Source organism: Allobosea sp. TAB14 (assembly GCF_052113865.1).
GTDB classification, from domain to species: Bacteria; Pseudomonadota; Alphaproteobacteria; order Rhizobiales; family Beijerinckiaceae; genus Allobosea; species Allobosea spartocytisi.
The window spans coordinates 13,019-29,506 of record NZ_JBFRDQ010000050.1 but is presented as its reverse complement, the minus strand read 5'-3'; the positions used below and the strand labels follow the sequence as shown (position 1 = coordinate 29,506).

The 16,488-nt window shown below is 67.0% G+C and carries 14 protein-coding genes, 1 tRNA gene and 1 pseudogene; 8 read left to right on the top strand and 8 right to left on the bottom strand.

Annotation, left to right across the window (positions count from 1 at the left end):
- The 4 genes from AB4Y99_RS09980 to AB4Y99_RS09965 all read left to right on the top strand — a co-directional run.
- The coding region (locus AB4Y99_RS09980; RefSeq protein ID WP_441523197.1) for an amino acid ABC transporter permease/ATP-binding protein at window positions 1-1,565 on the top strand (1,565 nt) is incomplete at its 5' end.
- 31 nt (window positions 1,566-1,596) lie between these two features.
- Window positions 1,597-2,529, top strand: a complete 933-nt coding sequence (locus tag AB4Y99_RS09975) for an ABC transporter substrate-binding protein (RefSeq protein WP_441523196.1) — start codon at window positions 1,597-1,599, stop codon at window positions 2,527-2,529.
- 44 nt (window positions 2,530-2,573) lie between these two features.
- A complete protein-coding gene (locus AB4Y99_RS09970; protein WP_441523195.1) occupies window positions 2,574-3,506 on the top strand; it encodes an ABC transporter substrate-binding protein in 933 nt (310 codons plus the stop codon).
- 5 nt (window positions 3,507-3,511) lie between these two features.
- Window positions 3,512-4,606 (top strand): LLM class flavin-dependent oxidoreductase, encoded by a 1,095-nt coding sequence (locus AB4Y99_RS09965; protein WP_441523194.1) that lies wholly within the window; start codon window positions 3,512-3,514, stop codon window positions 4,604-4,606.
- A gap of 171 nt (window positions 4,607-4,777) precedes the next feature.
- Here AB4Y99_RS09965 and AB4Y99_RS09960 read toward each other — a convergent pair.
- The 4 genes and pseudogenes from AB4Y99_RS09960 to AB4Y99_RS09945 all read right to left on the bottom strand — a co-directional run bounded on the left by AB4Y99_RS09960 (window position 4,778) and on the right by AB4Y99_RS09945 (window position 7,763).
- Window positions 4,778-4,853 (bottom strand) — tRNA-Thr (locus AB4Y99_RS09960).
- Between the two features lie 104 nt (window positions 4,854-4,957).
- Window positions 4,958-5,896 (bottom strand): prephenate/arogenate dehydrogenase family protein, encoded by a 939-nt coding sequence (locus tag AB4Y99_RS09955; RefSeq protein WP_133562435.1) that lies wholly within the window; start codon window positions 5,894-5,896, stop codon window positions 4,958-4,960.
- A gap of 5 nt (window positions 5,897-5,901) precedes the next feature.
- Window positions 5,902-6,769, bottom strand: a pseudogene (locus AB4Y99_RS09950) (pyridoxal phosphate-dependent aminotransferase).
- A gap of 157 nt (window positions 6,770-6,926) precedes the next feature.
- Window positions 6,927-7,763, bottom strand: a complete 837-nt coding sequence (locus AB4Y99_RS09945) for a chorismate mutase (protein ID WP_441523193.1) — start codon at window positions 7,761-7,763, stop codon at window positions 6,927-6,929.
- A gap of 169 nt (window positions 7,764-7,932) precedes the next feature.
- Between AB4Y99_RS09945 and metX the strand changes: the two genes are divergently transcribed.
- Both metX and metW read left to right on the top strand, forming a co-directional pair.
- Window positions 7,933-9,102, top strand: coding sequence for a homoserine O-acetyltransferase MetX (gene metX, locus AB4Y99_RS09940; protein WP_133562438.1), 1,170 nt, complete (start codon window positions 7,933-7,935; stop codon window positions 9,100-9,102).
- A 2-nt stretch (window positions 9,103-9,104) separates the two neighbouring features.
- Window positions 9,105-9,728 (top strand): methionine biosynthesis protein MetW, encoded by a 624-nt coding sequence (gene metW, locus AB4Y99_RS09935; protein WP_038360688.1) that lies wholly within the window; start codon window positions 9,105-9,107, stop codon window positions 9,726-9,728.
- A gap of 160 nt (window positions 9,729-9,888) precedes the next feature.
- Here metW and clpB read toward each other — a convergent pair whose 3' ends face one another.
- Complete coding sequence (gene clpB / locus AB4Y99_RS09930) at window positions 9,889-12,507, bottom strand: ATP-dependent chaperone ClpB (RefSeq protein ID WP_441523192.1); 2,619 nt, start codon at window positions 12,505-12,507, stop codon at window positions 9,889-9,891.
- Between the two features lie 174 nt (window positions 12,508-12,681).
- Between clpB and AB4Y99_RS09925 the strand changes: the two genes are divergently transcribed.
- Window positions 12,682-12,999, top strand: a complete 318-nt coding sequence (locus tag AB4Y99_RS09925; protein WP_038360682.1) for a DUF2293 domain-containing protein — start codon at window positions 12,682-12,684, stop codon at window positions 12,997-12,999.
- An 80-nt stretch (window positions 13,000-13,079) separates the two neighbouring features.
- Window positions 13,080-13,865 (top strand): MOSC domain-containing protein, encoded by a 786-nt coding sequence (locus AB4Y99_RS09920; protein WP_441523191.1) that lies wholly within the window; start codon window positions 13,080-13,082, stop codon window positions 13,863-13,865.
- A gap of 79 nt (window positions 13,866-13,944) precedes the next feature.
- On the opposite strand, the gene AB4Y99_RS09915 is transcribed toward AB4Y99_RS09920, so the two are convergent.
- The 3 genes from AB4Y99_RS09915 to AB4Y99_RS09905 form a co-directional block, all read right to left on the bottom strand.
- Window positions 13,945-14,925: a DUF4167 domain-containing protein gene (locus tag AB4Y99_RS09915; protein WP_441523190.1), complete on the bottom strand. Its 981-nt coding sequence runs from the start codon at window positions 14,923-14,925 to the stop codon at window positions 13,945-13,947.
- A 406-nt stretch (window positions 14,926-15,331) separates the two neighbouring features.
- Window positions 15,332-16,171 carry a peptide chain release factor N(5)-glutamine methyltransferase gene (prmC, locus tag AB4Y99_RS09910; RefSeq protein WP_441523189.1) on the bottom strand — a complete coding sequence of 280 codons (840 nt, stop codon included), beginning with the start codon at window positions 16,169-16,171 and terminating at the stop codon, window positions 15,332-15,334.
- A 53-nt stretch (window positions 16,172-16,224) separates the two neighbouring features.
- Window positions 16,225-16,476: a hypothetical protein gene (locus tag AB4Y99_RS09905; RefSeq protein ID WP_038360676.1), complete on the bottom strand. Its 252-nt coding sequence runs from the start codon at window positions 16,474-16,476 to the stop codon at window positions 16,225-16,227.
- Window positions 16,477-16,488 lie beyond the last annotated feature (12 nt).

Here is a 16,488-nt window from a genome sequence, read left to right as displayed (position 1 = left end):
GCCTTGGACGCACACTCCTGCTGACGCTGCTCGGCACGGTGTTCGGCTTCCTGCTCGGGACGCTGCTGGCGCTGGCGCGGGTCTCGGGCTCGCCGCTGCTGGCGTCCCTGTCCTGGGGYTATGTCTGGCTCTTCCGCTCGATYCCGCTSATCGTGCTGCTGCTGRTSCTGAACAATCTSGGCTATCTCTACAGCACGATCTGGCTGGGCATCCCCTTCACCGGGATCAGCTTCGGCTCCTGGCAGACGACGCAGCTCATCACGCCGTTCCTCGCCGCCGTGCTGGGGCTCACGCTCAACGCCGCCGCCTTCTCATCCGAGATCGTGCGCGGCGGCATCCTGTCCGTCGATCAGGGCCAGCACGAGGCCGCCGCCGCGCTCGGCCTGCCGAGACGCCGCCAGATCTCGCGCATCGTGCTGCCGCAGGCGATGCGCTCGATCCTGCCTACGGCCTTCAACGAGATCATCAGCCTCGCGAAGGGGACCAGCCAGGTCTACATCCTCGCCCTGCCAGAGCTGTTCTACACCATCCAGGTCATCTACCGGCGCAATCTCGAGGTGATCCCGCTGCTGATGGTGGCGACGGTCTGGTACCTCGTCATCCTCAGCGTCCTCTCCTTCTTCCAGCGCCATATCGAGCGGCACTACGCCCGCGGCGCGCTGCGCAACCCACCGCCATCGGCGATCGATGGCGCCCTGCGCTGGCTCGGCCGCGGTCGAGACAACACGAGCACCGCCTTCGCCGCGCCGGCACCGGTCACCAGCCGGCAGGACGCGGCCTCGCTCGCAACGCTGTCGCCGCGCCGCGGCGGCGAGATCCGCATCAGCCATGTCTCGAAGAGTTTCGGCCCGCTCAAGGTGCTCGACGATGTCGGCCTCGCGCTGAAGCCGGGCAGCGTCACCGCGATCATCGGCCAGTCCGGCTCGGGCAAATCGACGCTGCTGCGCGCGATCAACCATCTGGAGCGGGTCGACGAAGGCTTCATCGCCATCGACGGCGAATTGATCGGCTACCGGCAGGACGGCGAGACGCTCTACGAACTGAAGGAGAAGGACATCCTGAAGCGCCGCRTCGAYGTCGGCATGGTCTTCCAGAACTTCAACCTCTTCCCSCATCTSACCGCGMTCGAGAACATCGCCGAGGCGCCGGTGACGGTGCGTGGCCTCTCCCGCGAACAGGCGCTGGCCGAGGCGCGGGAGCTGCTTGCCCGCGTCGGCCTCGCCGACAAGGTCGATGCCTATCCGCGCCAGCTCTCCGGCGGCCAGCAGCAGCGCGTCGCCATCGCCCGCGCGCTCGCCTTGAAACCCAAGGTCCTGCTTTTCGACGAGCCGACCTCGGCGCTGGACCCCGAGCTCGTCGGCGAGGTGCTCGACGTCATCAAGGAACTCGCCCGCTCCGGCACGACGCTCGTCATCGTCACCCATGAGATCGGATTCGCCCGCGAGGTCGCCGATCAGGTCGTCTTCATGGAGGCCGGTCGCATCCTCGAGACCGGCGCGCCGGCCAAGGTGCTGGGCGAGCCCGACCATCCCCGCACCCGCGAATTCCTCGCCAAGGTGCTCTGACGCTCAAAATTTTCGGACAAGGAACACGATCATGCTGACCAGACGCGCTTCGCTCGCCCTTTTCGCCGGTGCGGCTTCTTCCGCRCTCATCCCCGCCGGGGCCTTCGCCCAGCAGGCGGTCGACCTCTCGCCCGAACAGCCGGGCCGTCCCCGCGCCCAGCGCGACGAGGAGGCGATCAGGCTCATCGCCGGGGATGCCAAATTCGCCAAGGACGGCGTCTTCACCGTCGGCAACAATACCGGGCGCTTTCCCTTCAGCGGTTTCGCGACCGACAACAGGACGGTCATCGGCGCGGAGGCGGAGATCGCCCAGCTTGTTGCCGACGCCCTCGGCCGCAAGCTCGAGATCGTCACCACGGCCTGGGCAGACTGGCCGCTCGGCGTGGTCTCGGGCAAGTTCGACGCGGTCATCTCCAACGTCACGGTCACCGARCAGCGCAAGGAGAAGTTCGACTTCTCSACCTAYCGCAAGGACCTGCTCGGCTTCTATGTGAAGAAGGGCAACGAGATCGTTATCCGCGAGCCGCGCGACGTGGCGGGGCTGAAGGTCATCGTCTCCTCCGGCACCAACCAGGAGCAGATCCTGCTCCGCTGGAACGAGGCCAACACCAAGGCCGGGCTGAAGCCGGTCGATATCCAGTATTACGACGACGACGTCGTTCTCTATCTCGCGCTCGAATCCGGCCGCGCCGACGCCTATCTCGGCCCGAACGCCCTGCTGAGCTTCAAGGCCGCGCAGGAGGGCAAGACGCGGCTCGCCGGCAATTTCAGCGGCGGCTGGCCGGAACTGGCCGAGATCGCCGTCACGACGCGCAAGGGCGCCGGCCTCGCCGACGCGATCACTCATGCGCTCAACACCCAGATCGGGAACGGCAACTACGCCAAGGTGCTCGCGCGCTGGAACCTGACGGCCGAAGCGATCGCTCAGTCGCGCACCAATCCGCCCGGCCTGCCGAAGGCTTGAGCCGCGGCCAGCACCCCATCGATCTTTCAGGACTGGAGACCATCATGATTCCGCGACGGACACTCCTGTCGCTTCTCGTCGGCGCGCTCAGCACCACGAGCCTGCCCGCCTTCGCCCAGCAGGCGCCCTTCGATCTCGGTCCGGAGCAGGCGGGTCGTATCCGCGCGGAGACGGACCCGGCGGCCGTCGCGCGCATCCCGAACAACTATGCCTTCGCCGAGCCCGGTGTGCTCACCGTCGGGATCAGCCCCGGCGGGCCCCCGCTCGCGACCTATGCCACCGATGCGAAGACGGTGATCGGAGCCGATCCCGACTTCGCGCTGCTCATCGCCGGCAGCCTCGGCCTGAAGCTGAATCTCGTCCCCGTGGCCTGGGCCGACTGGCCGCTCGGCCTCGCCTCCGGGAAATACGAYGCSGTSATCTCSAATGTCGGCGTCACCGAGCAGCGCAAGGAGAARTTCGACTTCTCGACCTATCGCCAGGGCCTGCACGGCTTCTTCGTCAAGGCCGACAGCAGGATCGCCGGCATCAGGGAGCCGAAAGACGCCGCCGGTCTCACCATCGCCGTCGGCGGCGGCACCAATCAGGAGCGCATCCTGGTCGAGTGGAGCAAGCAGAACGTCGCGGCCGGCCTGAAACCGATCGAACTCCAGCTTTTCGACGACGAGGCAGCGCGTCTCGTCTCGCTGCGCTCCGGCAGGTCGGACGTCATCGTCCAGCCCCACGCGCAACTCGTCTTCATCGCCGCGCGCGACAAGGACATCAGGCGCATCGGCACCTTGAGCGCCGGCTGGCCGCTGAAATCCGATGTCGCGATCGCAACCCGCAAGGGCAGCGGGCTCGTCGACGCGCTGACGCTCGCGACCAACAACCTGATCGCGAACGGCAAATACGGGCAGGCGCTCGCCCGCTGGGGGCTGGAGGAGGAAGCCCTGCCGCGTTCCGAGACCAACCCGCCCGGCCTGCCGAAATACTGAAAGCCATGACGCAGCTCTCGATCCGCAACATCGCCTTCCTGACGCCCGGCAACTACGACGACGCCGATCCACGCACCGGCCTGGAGGAGACGCTCTCGCTGTTCGAATATGGCGAGGCGCTCGGTTTCGAGAGCGCCTGGGTGCGCCAGCGCCATCTCGAACCGGGTGTCTCCTCGGCGGCGACCTTTCTCGCCGCCGCGACCCAGCGCACCCGGCGCATCGGCCTCGGCAGCGCCGTSATCCAGATSGGYTACGAGAACCCGTTCCGGCTGGCSGAGGAYCTGTCACTGGTCGATGTGCTCTCCGGCGGGCGGCTGAACATCGGCCTGAGCGCCGGGGCGCCGCCCTTCGGCAAGCTGCTGGGAGAACGCCTCTTCGACGGCGACCCGGCGGCCATCGACTTCTCCCATGCCCGCGTCGCGCGCCTGGCGGCCAATATCGCGGGCGACTGGCTGGGCGAGCCGCAGGCGCGCATCACCTCGGCAGCCGGCGAGCATCGCCCCCGGCTGCGGCCGCACGCGCAAGGCTTGCGCCAGCGGCTCTGGTATGGCGGCGGCTCGCTGCGCTCCGCCCGCTGGGCGTCCGAGAACGGCTTTCATCTCCTCCTCGGCAATATCAACACCGGCGAGGAGACCGACGATTTCTTCGAGACACAGCGGCGCCATGTCGAGACCTTCCGCACGCATTGGCGCGGACCGGCCGAGCCGCGCATCGCCATCGGCCGGGTGATCGTGCCGCTCGATGGCGCCGATGCCGGGACGCGGCAGCGCTATCGCGATTATGCCGCCAGCCGCCAGGCGCGCACGCTGGCCCCGCAGGGCGAGCGGCGGACGCTGATCGCGCCGGACATCGTCGGGCCGGCCGCGGACATCGTCGAAAGACTGAAAGCCGATCCGGTGCTGCGACTGGTCGACACGCTGCGGCTGGAACTGCCGTATAATTTCAGCCTCGCCGACCATCGCCAGATCCTGACGGATTTCGTCGAGCTGGTCGCACCGCGACTTGGTTGGCGCGGGCAACGACTATCCGCAGCCGAGATCACGCCTGCGGGAGGCGCCCACCTATCAGACGCCGCCATCGCGTATCATCGCTCGGCGTGAGAGCTGAAAACCCTTCCCGTGCGACAGCCTCACCGTCTTTCCGGAGGGGCTGACATTTCGAAGCGCAGGGGCGGTCGGGGCCATCTGTTGGCCTCGAATGTCGTCCGCGAACGCCAAACACGAAAAGACCGACCGGTTGGGTCGGTTCGTGAACGTCAGCGAAGAGGAAAATGGTGCCGCTTGAGGGATTCGAACCCCCGACCCCCTCATTACGAATGAGGTGCTCTACCAGCTGAGCTAAAGCGGCAACGGGTGGCGCTGTACCAGCAGGGGGGCTGCTTGGCAAGCCGCAAGCGGCGCCATGCACAGCACCGAAGCCCCGGCGATTCTCCGGCGCGATCCCGCCTCCCTTCAATCCTTGCGCAGCTTCTCCGTCTCCGGCTTCTCCTGGCCGAGCGCCACGATGCCGCGGCGGATGGCACGGGTGCGGGTGAAGTGCTTGTGCAAAGTCTCGCCGTCGCCATAGCGGATCGCGCGGGTGAGCAAAGCGAGGTCTTCGTTGAAGCGGCCGAGCATCTCCAGCACCGCTTCCTTGTTGTGCAGGAAGACGTCGCGCCACATCGTCGGGTCGGAGGCGGCGATGCGGGTGAAATCGCGGAAGCCGCCAGCCGAGAACTTGATCACCTCGGACTGCGTCACCGCCTCCAGATCCTCGGCGGTGCCGACGATGTTGTAGGCGATGAGATGCGGCAGGTGGCTGGTGACGGCGAGCACGAGGTCATGATGCTGCGCGCTCATCACCTCGACCAGCGCACCCATCCCCTCCCAGAACTGGCGGGTTTTCGCGATGGCAGCCGCATCGGTACCTTCCGGCGGCGTCAGGATGCACCAGCGATTGAGGAAGAGGCTCGGGAAGCCGGCATCGGGGCCGGAATTCTCGGTGCCCGCCACCGGGTGGGCCGGCACGAAGGACACGCCCTCAGGCAGATGCGGCAGGACGGCGTCGACGACCGAGCCCTTGACCGAGCCGACATCGGAGACGATCGCGCCCGCTTTGAGCGAAGGCGCGATTTCGGCCGCCACCGAACCGCAGGCGCCGACCGGCACGCAGAGGATGATGTGATCGGCGCCATCAGCCGCCTCGGCCGCCGTATCAGCGACGGCATGGCCGAGATCGAGCTCGCGCGCCCGCTGGCGCACGGCCGCGTCCTGGTCGGCCAGCACGATCGTGCCGGCGAGGTTCAGCTCCTTCGCCGCCCGCGCGATCGAGGAGCCGATCAGCCCGATGCCGATGATGGCGAGGCGGGTGAAGACCGGCGTGGCGCGGCGCGGCGCGAAGCTCTCCGCCATCGGCGTCAGGCCTTGCCCGCGAGGAAGTCTGCGAGCGCGGCGACGACGAGGCGGTTCGCCTCCTCGGAACCGATGGTCATGCGCAGCGCGTCCGGCAAGCCATAGCCGCCGACGGCGCGCAGGATGAGACCGCGCCGGCTCCAGCGCGTCGATGACATGGGCAGGCCCGTAGAGCCAGCCGATGCGCAGATTGGCGAGGCCGTAGATCTTCGAGAAGGTCCGCGTCATCACGACGTTCTCGCTCTCGGCGACAAGCTCGAGGCCCGACGCATAGTCGTTGCGCCGGACATATTCGGCATAGGCCGCGTCGAGCACCAGCAGGACATGCGGCGGCAGGCCGGCCYGCAGGCGCTTCACCTGATCGAAGGGCAGATAGGTGCCGGTCGGATTGTTGGGATTGGCGAGGAAGACGATCTTCGTCTTCGGCGTCACCGCCGCGAGGATGGCGTCGACATCGGCCGTATAGTTCTTCTCGGACACGACGACCGGCTTGCCGCCGGCGGCCAGGATGGCGATGCGATAGACCAGGAAGCCGTACTGGCTGTAGATGCCCTCATCGCCCTCGCCCAGATAGGCCTTGGTGACGAGTTCGAGCAGTTCGTCGGAGCCATTGCCGCAGATGATCCGCTGGGGATCGAGGCCGTAGCGGCCGGCGATCGCCTGCTTGAGCCGGCTCGACGAGCCATCRGGGTAGAGCTCCAGCTTGCCGGCGAGGCCCTCGAAGGCCGCGATCGCCTTCGGGCTCGGACCCAGCGGGGTTTCGTTGGAGGAGAGCTTGTGCAGCTTCACGCCGGCGGGCGCGGCGGATTTGCCGGGAACATAAGCCTCGATCTCGAGGACGCCGGGACGGGGCACGGGGCGGGAGGCGGTCATCTATCGGTCTTTCGGTTCGATCCTTCCCCGTCATTCCGGGCGACCGGAGGGAGACCCGGAATCCATCGGAGGGCGATGCACTCTACGATGGATTCCGGGTCTGCGCTGCGCTTGCCCGGGATGACGACGGCGGATCAGAGGCGATACGTGAGAGCGTTCACGAACGGGCGGATTTGACGGCGAAACGGGCGGCGTGGCTGCCGACCTCCGAGAAGTCGCTGAGACCGGCGGGTGCGAGCGCAGCCCGGATCGCCGCCTGATCGACCTCGCCGGAGGCGGCGACCAGCAGCGACAGATGCGAGCCGTCGGCAGCCGAGGCCGAGACCTCGGCCAGATGCTCGGCAAGACCGTGGCGCAGTACCTCCGACCAGCGCTCGACACGGGCGGCATAGAGCACGATCTCGCGCACCGCGGCGTCCGCCAGCGGCTTGGCGATGCAGTAGACCGGCGTGCCGGCCGGATGGTCCGGGCGCTCGACGAAGGGCAGACGCGCGATGATCTTCGGCGCATCCGGCCCGATCAGGTCGCGCCACCAGATGCCGGCGCTGGCGCCCTGATCCATGCGAAAGATGCCGAGATCGCCGGCGGATTCCGCAACGGCGCGGATCACGGCGCGGGCGTCCTCATGCGGGACGAAAGGCACCGTGAAGCCGAAATGGAAGCGGGCGGAATCACGCATCGCCGGGTCGCCGCCCGAAACATCGGCATGGACCGAATAAGGCGCCTGCACATAGGTGAAGGTGGCGATGATGATGCGCCAGACGCTCTCGACGGTGTCGAGCGGCAGGAGGCCCTTATGGCTGAGCGCGAGCCGCTTCATGATGTCGGCCTCGCGGCCGGGGCGGAAGGCGGAGCCGGAGGCTTGCGTCTTCTTGATCGAGATCAGCGTCTCGATGATCTGCGAACGCTCCATCAGCAGCGCATGCATCGTGCTGTCGATGCGGTCGATTTCGCTGCGCAGATCGGCAAGGGTGGTCGGGGCGGCTTCGGTCATGGCAACGCGCTTTCCGGCAAGGCCACGCTCCTTAGCGCCCCCGCCGCGCCTTGGCAAAGCCGGCTGCACAATCCCGCGTTGACAGCAGCGCGCCGACGCGGCATCGCTAGAGTTCGATTTTCCGAACGCTTGGACCGGCAAGACAAATAACACTGCCGAAACGGACGATATGAGCGATCTCTCCCCCAGCCTCGCCGACCCGCTGAAGGAGGCCAACGAGCCTTCGAGCCCGGTCGCGCGCTTCGGGCCGGAAGCGCCGCTATTGATGGATTGCGGCGTCGTGCTCGACCACTGGCAGATCGCCTATCAGACCTACGGCACGCTGAACGCCGACAAGTCGAACGCGGTGCTGGTCTGCCACGCCCTGACCGGCGACCAGTATGTCGCGAGCCGCAACCCGATCACCGGCAAGGGCGGCTGGTGGACCGCGATGATCGGGCCGGGCAAGCCGATCGATACCGACCGCTTCTTCGTGATCTGCGCCAATGTCGTTGGCGGCTGCACGGGCACGACCGGGCCGGCCTCGACCAACCCGGCGACGGGCAAGCCGTGGGGCCTGTCCTTCCCGGTCGTCACCATCCGCGACATGGTGCGGGCGCAGGCGGCATTGATCGACTCGCTCGGCATCGAGACGCTGTTCTGCGTCGCCGGCGGCTCGATGGGCGGCATGCAGGTGCTGCAATGGGCGGCGAGCTATCCGGGCCGTGTGTTCTCGGCGCTGCCGCTGGCGACCGGCGCCAAGCATTCGGCGCAGAACATCGCCTTCCACGAGGTCGGCCGGCAGGCGGTGATGGCCGACCCGGACTGGCGCCAGGGACGCTATCTCGAAGAAGGCACCCGGCCTTCCAAGGGACTTTCGGTCGCCCGGATGGGAGCGCATATCACCTATCTCTCCGAGCAGGCGCTGCACCGCAAATTCGGCCGCAAATTGCAGGACAGGGAGGCGCCGACCTTCTCCTTCGACGCCGACTTTCAGGTCGAGAGCTATCTGCGCCATCAGGGCCTGAGCTTCGTCGAGCGCTTCGACGCCAATTCCTATCTCTACGTCACGCGGGCGATGGATTATTTCGACCTCGCCGCCGACCATGACGGGGTGCTGGCGCGCGCCTTCGCAGGCACGAAGACGCGCTTCTGCGTGGCCTCCTTCACCTCGGACTGGCTGTTCCCCACGGCGGATTCCCGCGCCATCGTGCATGCGCTCAACGCGGCCGGCGCTTCGGTCTCCTTCGTCGAGCTGGAGAGCGACAAGGGCCACGACGCCTTCCTGCTGGAAGAGCCCAACCTCTTCGCCACGACGCGCGGCTTCATCGGCGCGGCGGCGCGGGCGCGGGGACTCTGAGCATGACCCTCCCGGACAATCAGACGAACCGCATCGACCTCAAGCTCGTCGCCGAGATGGTGCAGCCCGGCACGCGCGTGCTCGATGTCGGCTGCGGCGACGGGGCGCTGCTCGCGCTGCTCGCGGAGACCCGCAACGTCGATGCGCGCGGGATCGAGCTCTCGCGCGAGGGCGTGGCCGATTGCGTGGCGCGCGGGCTCTCGGTGATCCAGGGCGACGCCGACACCGATCTCGCCGACTACCCCGACGACTCGTTCGACTACGTCATCCTGTCCCAGACGATCCAGGCGACGCGCAATCCGCGCCTCGTGCTGGAGCAGATGCTCAGGATCGGCCGGCGCGCCATCGTCTCCTTCCCGAATTTCGGGCATTGGCGGATGCGCTCGCAGGTGTTCTTCCAGGGCCACATGCCAGTGACCGAGGCCCTGCCCTATAGCTGGTGGGACACGCCCAACATCCATTTCTGCACGATCCGCGACTTCGTCGCGCTCTGCGACCTGATCGGCGCGGAAAAGGAGCGTGCCGTCGCGCTCGACGCTGCCGGCGGCAAGGTCGGCGTCAAGGCGCCGTGGTGGTTCTGGAACCTGTTCGGCGCGCAGGCGGTGTTCCTGCTGAAGCGGGGGTGAATCCTCCGCCTTCTCCTCTCGGGGGGAAGGTGGCAGCGCGCAGCGCTGACGGATAAGGGCGACGCGACAGGCAAAGAAAAGGGCCGCTKRCGCGACCCTTCCCTYATCCGTCTGCTCCGCAGACACCTTCTCCCCCGAGGGGAGAAGGGCGCTCGCGATTTTAGTTCAGCGCCACACCCACGGGCCGCTTCTCCTTAACGGCCGCGACATGGCCCAGCATCAGCGAGCCCGGACCGACGGTGATCGGCACCGTCTCGCCGTCGACGATCTCGCCGGCCAGGATGGCTTCCGCCAGCGGATCCTGAACGAACTTCTGGATCACGCGCTTCAGCGGGCGCGCGCCATAGGCGGGGTCATAACCCTTGTCGGCCAGCCACTCGCGCGCCTCCTTCGAAAGCTCGAGCGTGATCTTGCGATCGGTCAGCAGCTTCTGCAGCCGGGCCATCTGGATATCGACGATGGCGTCCATGTCCTTCCGCCGCAGGCGATGGAACAGGATGATGTCGTCGATCCGGTTCAGGAACTCGGGCCGGAAGGCGTGACGGACCACGCCCATCACCTCGTCGCGAACCGCATCGCTGTCCTGCCCCTCGGGCTGGTTCACCAGGAACTCCGAACCGAGGTTCGAGGTCATGATGATCAGCACGTTGCGGAAATCGACCGTGCGGCCCTGGCCATCGGTGAGGCGGCCATCGTCGAGAACCTGCAGCAGGACGTTGAACACGTCCGGATGCGCCTTCTCGATCTCGTCGAAGAGCACGACCTGATAGGGCCGGCGGCGCACCGCTTCCGTCAGCGCACCGCCCTCCTCATAGCCGACATAGCCCGGAGGCGCGCCGATGAGCCGGGCGACCGAGTGCTTCTCCATGTACTCGGACATGTCGATGCGCAGGAGCGCGGTATCGTCGTCGAACAGGAACGAGGCCAGAGCCTTGGTCAGCTCCGTCTTGCCGACGCCGGTGGGGCCGAGGAACATGAACGACCCGATCGGACGGTTGGGATCCTGCAGGCCGGCCCGCGCACGACGGACCGCGGTCGAGACCGCCTCCACCGCCTCGCGCTGCCCGACGACGCGGGAGCCCAGAACCTCCTCCATGCGGAGCAGCTTCTCCCTCTCGCCTTCGAGCATGCGATCGACCGGCACGCCGGTCCAGCGGCTGACGACCTGCGCGACATGGTCCGGCGTCACCGCCTCCTCGACCATGCCGGCGCCCTCGCCCTTCTCCTCGACCTCGGCGAGTTGCTTCTCGAGCCCGGGGATCTCGCCATAGGCAAGCTCGCCCGCCCGCTGATACTCGCCCTTGCGCTGCGCCTGGGCSAGTTCGTTGCGGGCATTGTCGAGCTTGGTYTTSAKCTCMGCSGCSTGGCCGAGCTTGTCCTTCTCGGCTTTCCACTTGGCCGTGATGGTGTCGGAGCGCGACTCCAGATCGGCCAGTTCGGATTCGAGCCGCTTCAGCCGCTCCTTCGAGCCGGCGTCGTTCTCCTTCTTCAGCGCCTCCTGCTCGATCTTGAGACGGACGATCTCGCGGTCGATCGAATCCAGCTCCTCGGGCTTGGAATCGACCTGCATGCGCAGCCGCGCCGAGGCCTCGTCGACGAGGTCGATCGCCTTGTCCGGCAGGAAGCGGTCGGTGATGTAGCGATTCGACAGCGTCGCGGCCGAGACCAGCGCCGAATCCGTGATACGGACGCGGTGATGCTGCTCGTATTTCTCCTTCAGGCCGCGCAGGATCGAGATGGTGTCCTCGACCGTCGGCTCGTCGACGAAGACCGGCTGGAAGCGCCGCGCCAGCGCCGCATCCTTCTCGACATATTTGCGATACTCGTCGAGCGTGGTCGCGCCGATGCAGTGCAGTTCGCCGCGCGCGAGCGCCGGCTTCAGCAGGTTCGACGCATCCATCGCGCCGTCGGTCTTGCCGGCGCCGACCAGGGTGTGCATCTCGTCGATGAACAGGATGATGCCGCCATCCGAGGACGAAACCTCGGTCAGCACCGCCTTCAGCCGCTCCTCGAACTCGCCGCGATATTTCGCGCCGGCGATCAGCGAGCCCATGTCGAGGGCGAGCAGTTCCTTGTCCTTCAGGCTCTCGGGCACGTCGCCATTGACGATGCGCAAGGCGAGGCCTTCGGCGATGGCGGTCTTGCCGACGCCAGGCTCGCCGATCAGGACGGGATTGTTCTTGGTCCGGCGCGACAGCACCTGGATGGTGCGGCGGATCTCCTCGTCGCGGCCGATCACCGGGTCGAGCTTGCCCTCGCGCGCCGCGGCCGTGAGGTCACGGGCATATTTCTTCAGCGCGTCATAGGCCTGCTCGGCCGAAGCGGAATCGGCAGTGCGGCCCTTGCGGATCGCCTCGATCGCGGCATTCAGCGCCTGCGGGGTGACGCCCGCCTTCGACAGCGCCTTGCCGGCCTCGGTGTCCTTCTCGATCGCGAGCGCGAGCAAAAGCCGCTCGACCGTGACGAAACTGTCGCCGGCCTTCTCGGCCGCCTTCTCGGCGGTGTCGAAGACGCGGGCGAGGCCCGGCGTCAGGTTGAGGCCGCCCGAGCCGCCCGAGACCTTCGGCAGCTTCGCCAGCGCCTGGTCGACAAGCTGCAGCGCGAGGCGCGACTGGCCGCCGGCCCGGTCGATGAGACCCGCCGCCATGCCTTCGTTGTCGTCGAGCAACGCCTTGAGCAGATGCTCGGGGGTGAATTGCTGGTTGCCCTCGCGCAGCGCGATCGTCTGCGCCGCCTGGAGGAAGCCCTTCGCCCGATCCGTATATTTTTCAATGTTCATTCAGATCACTCCGCCCGCAGGCCGCGCCCCGTAGCGACGCAAGACCCGCTGCCTTTCATCAGGATAGGGCGCCGCGATGGGCCGCCCTTCGCCTCCCAAGATAGTGTGACATTGGCGCAACGGAAGAGGGGGCGATGCAATTGACCTCGGCCTCGCGCCAGGCGCAGATCGGGCATGGCCGGGACCAAGCGACAGCAGGCGATTCGTCGGGCGTTGAGAGCGCTGGCACCGGGCATCCCGCTTTCCGACGCAGAGGCGGTGATCACCCTGGCGGAGCGGCGCCACATGAAGGACCTGCCGCCTTCGACGGCACTGTGGCTCGCGCTCGGCAGCCATGTCCGCCACGTCCATACCGATTACGAGCGTCTGCTGGGCGAGGGCTATGACCGCGATGCCGCCCGCTTCTTCGTCGCCGACGAAACCGATGCGGTGCTGGCCGGCTGGGGCTGCCAGCGTTCGGTCGCGGATGGGGAAGACGATGCGGACGCTTGATCGAAACGGATACAGAATTTGATCTGTCAGGGCGCCTGAAGGCGGCTATCGTCCGGCAGATTGCAACGGCCGGACAGATCATGCGCATCGAGACGCTTTACCGCTATCCCGTGAAGGGGCTTTCGCCGGAGCGCCTGTCGCAGGCCACCCTGCCGGCAGGCGGCTACTTTCCGGGCGATCGGCTCTTCGCCATCGAGAACGGCCCTTCGGGTTTCGACCCGGCCGAGCCGGTGCATCAGCCGAAGATCAAATACCTCATGCTGATGCGCAACGAATCGCTGGCGCGGCTGCGCACGCGCTACGACGATGCCAGCGGCGATCTCGTCATCCGGCACGAGGGCAAGGAGGCTTTGCGTGCCCCCATGGCCACCGAAGAGGGCCACGCCGCGCTCGCCCGCTTCTTCGAGAGTTTCATGCCGGATGAGCTGCGCGGGGAGCCGAAACTGCTGACAGCGCCCTCAACCTATCGCTTCACCGATTCCCGCTCCGGCTTCGTCTCGATCATCAACCTCGCCAGCGTCGCCGATCTCGAAGGGCGGCTCGGACGGCCGGTCGATCCGCTCCGCTTCCGCGGCAACCTGATGGTGAGCGGGCTTTCGGCCTGGGGGGAAAACGACCTCGTCGGCCGCGACCTCGCCGGGCCGGACGGCCTGAAGCTACAGGTCATCAAGCGGATCGAGCGTTGCGCCGCGACCAATGTCGACCCGGATACCGGCGCCCGCGACATGCAGATCCCGAAGGCGCTGATGAAGAATTACGGCCATGTCGATTGCGGCATCTATTGCCGCATCATTGCCGGCGGAACGCTGCGGGAAGGCGACGCCCTCATGCCGTCCGAGACGCCCGCGGAACTCGGCATCGCCTGACCATCCCGGAGAGCACCGCAGACAAGAAAAAGGGCCCTTGCGGGCCCTTTTTTATCTCTGATGGTCCGATGTTCCGAACTTACTCGGCAGAACCGTCCGTCTCGGAACCCAGCGCGTCCATGACCTCGCGCGGCGACCGGCGACGGCGCACCCGCTTGGCCGGAGCGGCCTCCTCGGCGGTATCGCCGACCGGGGCGGGCTCAGCAGGTTCCGCAGCCACCGGCTCGACCGGCGCCACGGTGCGGACCGGGTTCGTCAGGAAGGACGGCAGCGCGCTGGCGACGTCTTCCCCCTCGGGCTCGGGCTGCCGCTCGCGACGCGGGCGGCGCTCGGCGCGCTGCGGACGCTCGAAGGAGCGCTCGGCCTGCGGCTGCTCGGCAGCGACGGGCGCCACCGGCTCCCCGACATTGCCAACCGGAATGTCGGAACGCGGTGCGTCGGGACGCGGCGTGTAACCGCCCTGCCCGGCTTCGCCGTTGCGATCGAAGCGGCGTTCGCCACGATCCTGCCGGTCGAAGCGACGCTCGTTGTTATTGTTGTTGCTGTTATTGTTGTTGTTGAAGCGCTCGCGGCGGTTCTGACGGTCGAAGCGCTGGCCGCCACCTTGCGACTGGCCGTCGCCGGCTTCGCCCTCGGCGCGCTGGCCACCATGCCCGTTATAGCCGTTGCCGTTCATCTGGCCGTTCTGACCACGGAAATCCGGCTGCGGGCCCGTGCCCGGCTGGAAGGAGCCGTCGTCGTCCCCCTCCTCCTCCATGTCGTCCTCGACATCGACGAAGGCGCGATTGGGCGGGAAGGTATGGCCGAATTGCTGCGTCATCTGCTCCTGCGCTGCGAGCAGGATGCGATAATAGTGTTCGGCGTGCTGGAAGTAGCCCTCGGCAGCAACGGTATCACCCGAAGATTGCGCATCGCGAGCGAGCTGCAAATACTTCTCGGCGACGTGCTGAGCCGTGCCGCGGACCTTTACGTCCGGCCCGTTCGACTCGTAGCTACGCTGCAAAGGGTTGGGAGATTTACGATTGCCGTTATTGTTGCCGTTATTGCTACGGCCGCGCATACGCCGGTTCTGACCTGGTCTCATTCGCGTCTGTCTCGCGCTTCTTTGTTCAAAGCAACCGTGGCGTCGTCATGCGCGTTTCGACACACAGCGGGTTGCGACGCCGTGTCGGGCTGAGTGGACCTGAAGGGGCCTTGCGCCGTTTCTGGTCTTCACGCGCTCTTATTCCAAAAGGGGATCCATCCCCATGGGCCGAGGGGCGCCGCAGCGCCTTCGGAGTCCAATCTGGCAGGTCAGTTACATCGCTTCAGGAACACGCCCGTAAACAATGCTGATCTTGAGCAAGGCCTGCCGATGAAAGGGGCCGCCCAAGGCTCCGGCTCTGACGCCGCCAGCTTCGGCTGAAAGCTGCATAACCGCTTTTGGCTGCTTCTCCAAGCGAAATCGACCAAAAGCCTGTGCATGATCAGGCGGGCGCAAAGATCAGGGCCCGCTCATGCCCTCCGAGATCGTAACGGCTCGCCTGCAATTCAAGGCCCCCGCCTGCCATGATCGAAGCGATATCCTGCTTCTGGCCGGCGCCGATTTCGAGAACGATAAAGCCTCCGGGCGCCAGGAGGGCCGGCAGGCTGCGGGCGAAGCATCGGTAAGGATCGAGCCCATCAGGCCCGCCATCGAGGGCGAGGCGCGGATCGTGCTCGCGCACCTCGACCGCCAGCGTCGCGATGTCGGAGGACGGGATATAGGGCGGGTTCGAGACGATCAGGTCGAAAGGGCCACTCAGCCCTTCGGTCCAACGGCCCTGGCGGAAGGAAACCCGCCCGGCGACGCCGTTCCGTGCGGCGTTGCCGGCGGCGGTTTCGCAGGCTTCCGCTGAGAGATCGATGCCGAGCCCCGTCGCGTTCCGGCACTCGCTGAGCAGGGCGACGAGAAGGCAGCCCGTGCCCGTGCCCAGGTCCAGGATCGACAGCGTCTCGTCCCGGCGTCCGCCCAACCGGTCCAATGCCGCCTCGACGATGGTCTCGCTGTCCGGCCGCGGCTCCAGCGTCGCCGGCGAGAGGCGGAAGGTAAGCCCCCAGAATTCACGCTCGCCGAGGACCCGCCAGACCGGCTCCCCGGCGAGGCGCCGATGCAGGAAACCGGCGAGCACCGCGGCGGTGGAAGGGTCGAGCGAACGATCCGGGTCGAGATGGCGCGTCTCCAGGGCCCCTTCGAGCAGAAGGCGCGCCTCGAGCCCGGCCGGCTCGATGCCGGCATGACGCAGGGCCCGGACGACAAGACGCCGCGCCTCCCTCACGGTCAGCACGGCGCCCTCCCCTAACCCCTCGACGGCCGCTCGGGCCGCTCGGTCAGTCGGGTTCAGCTGTTGCCCTGCATCTTCTGGTCGACGCACAGCTTCATCTTGGTGCGGAGCGAAGCCTTGCTCTCGCGAGCGCCCCTCATCTCCGTCTGGCAGGCCTTGCGGGCTTGAGCCTGGGTCATCGCTCCCTGAAGAGCCGCCGGCTTGCCGGACGTCACCTTGCGCATGGTCTGCTCCTGCGCCTGTGAAGCGCCGGACATGGCCAGAGCCATCAACCCGGCCATCGCGATCGTCGATACGGTCTTCATCATGGGAGGTTCCCC

Excerpts from the sequence above, each read along its gene's own strand:
- AB4Y99_RS09925 (WP_038360682.1), top strand. The coding sequence starts at position 12,682 with ATGGCCGGGACCAAGCGACAGCAGGCGATTCGTCGGGCGTTGAGAGCG.
- AB4Y99_RS09945 (WP_441523193.1), bottom strand. The coding sequence starts at position 7,763 with ATGACCGAAGCCGCCCCGACCACCCTTGCCGATCTGCGCAGCGAAATC.
- metW (WP_038360688.1), top strand. The coding sequence starts at position 9,105 with ATGACCCTCCCGGACAATCAGACGAACCGCATCGACCTCAAGCTCGTC.
- AB4Y99_RS09920 (WP_441523191.1), top strand. The coding sequence starts at position 13,080 with ATGCGCATCGAGACGCTTTACCGCTATCCCGTGAAGGGGCTTTCGCCG.
- AB4Y99_RS09955 (WP_133562435.1), bottom strand. The coding sequence starts at position 5,896 with ATGGCGGAGAGCTTCGCGCCGCGCCGCGCCACGCCGGTCTTCACCCGC.
- AB4Y99_RS09905 (WP_038360676.1), bottom strand. The coding sequence starts at position 16,476 with ATGATGAAGACCGTATCGACGATCGCGATGGCCGGGTTGATGGCTCTG.
- AB4Y99_RS09915 (WP_441523190.1), bottom strand. The coding sequence starts at position 14,925 with ATGCGCGGCCGTAGCAATAACGGCAACAATAACGGCAATCGTAAATCT.
- metX (WP_133562438.1), top strand. The coding sequence starts at position 7,933 with ATGAGCGATCTCTCCCCCAGCCTCGCCGACCCGCTGAAGGAGGCCAAC.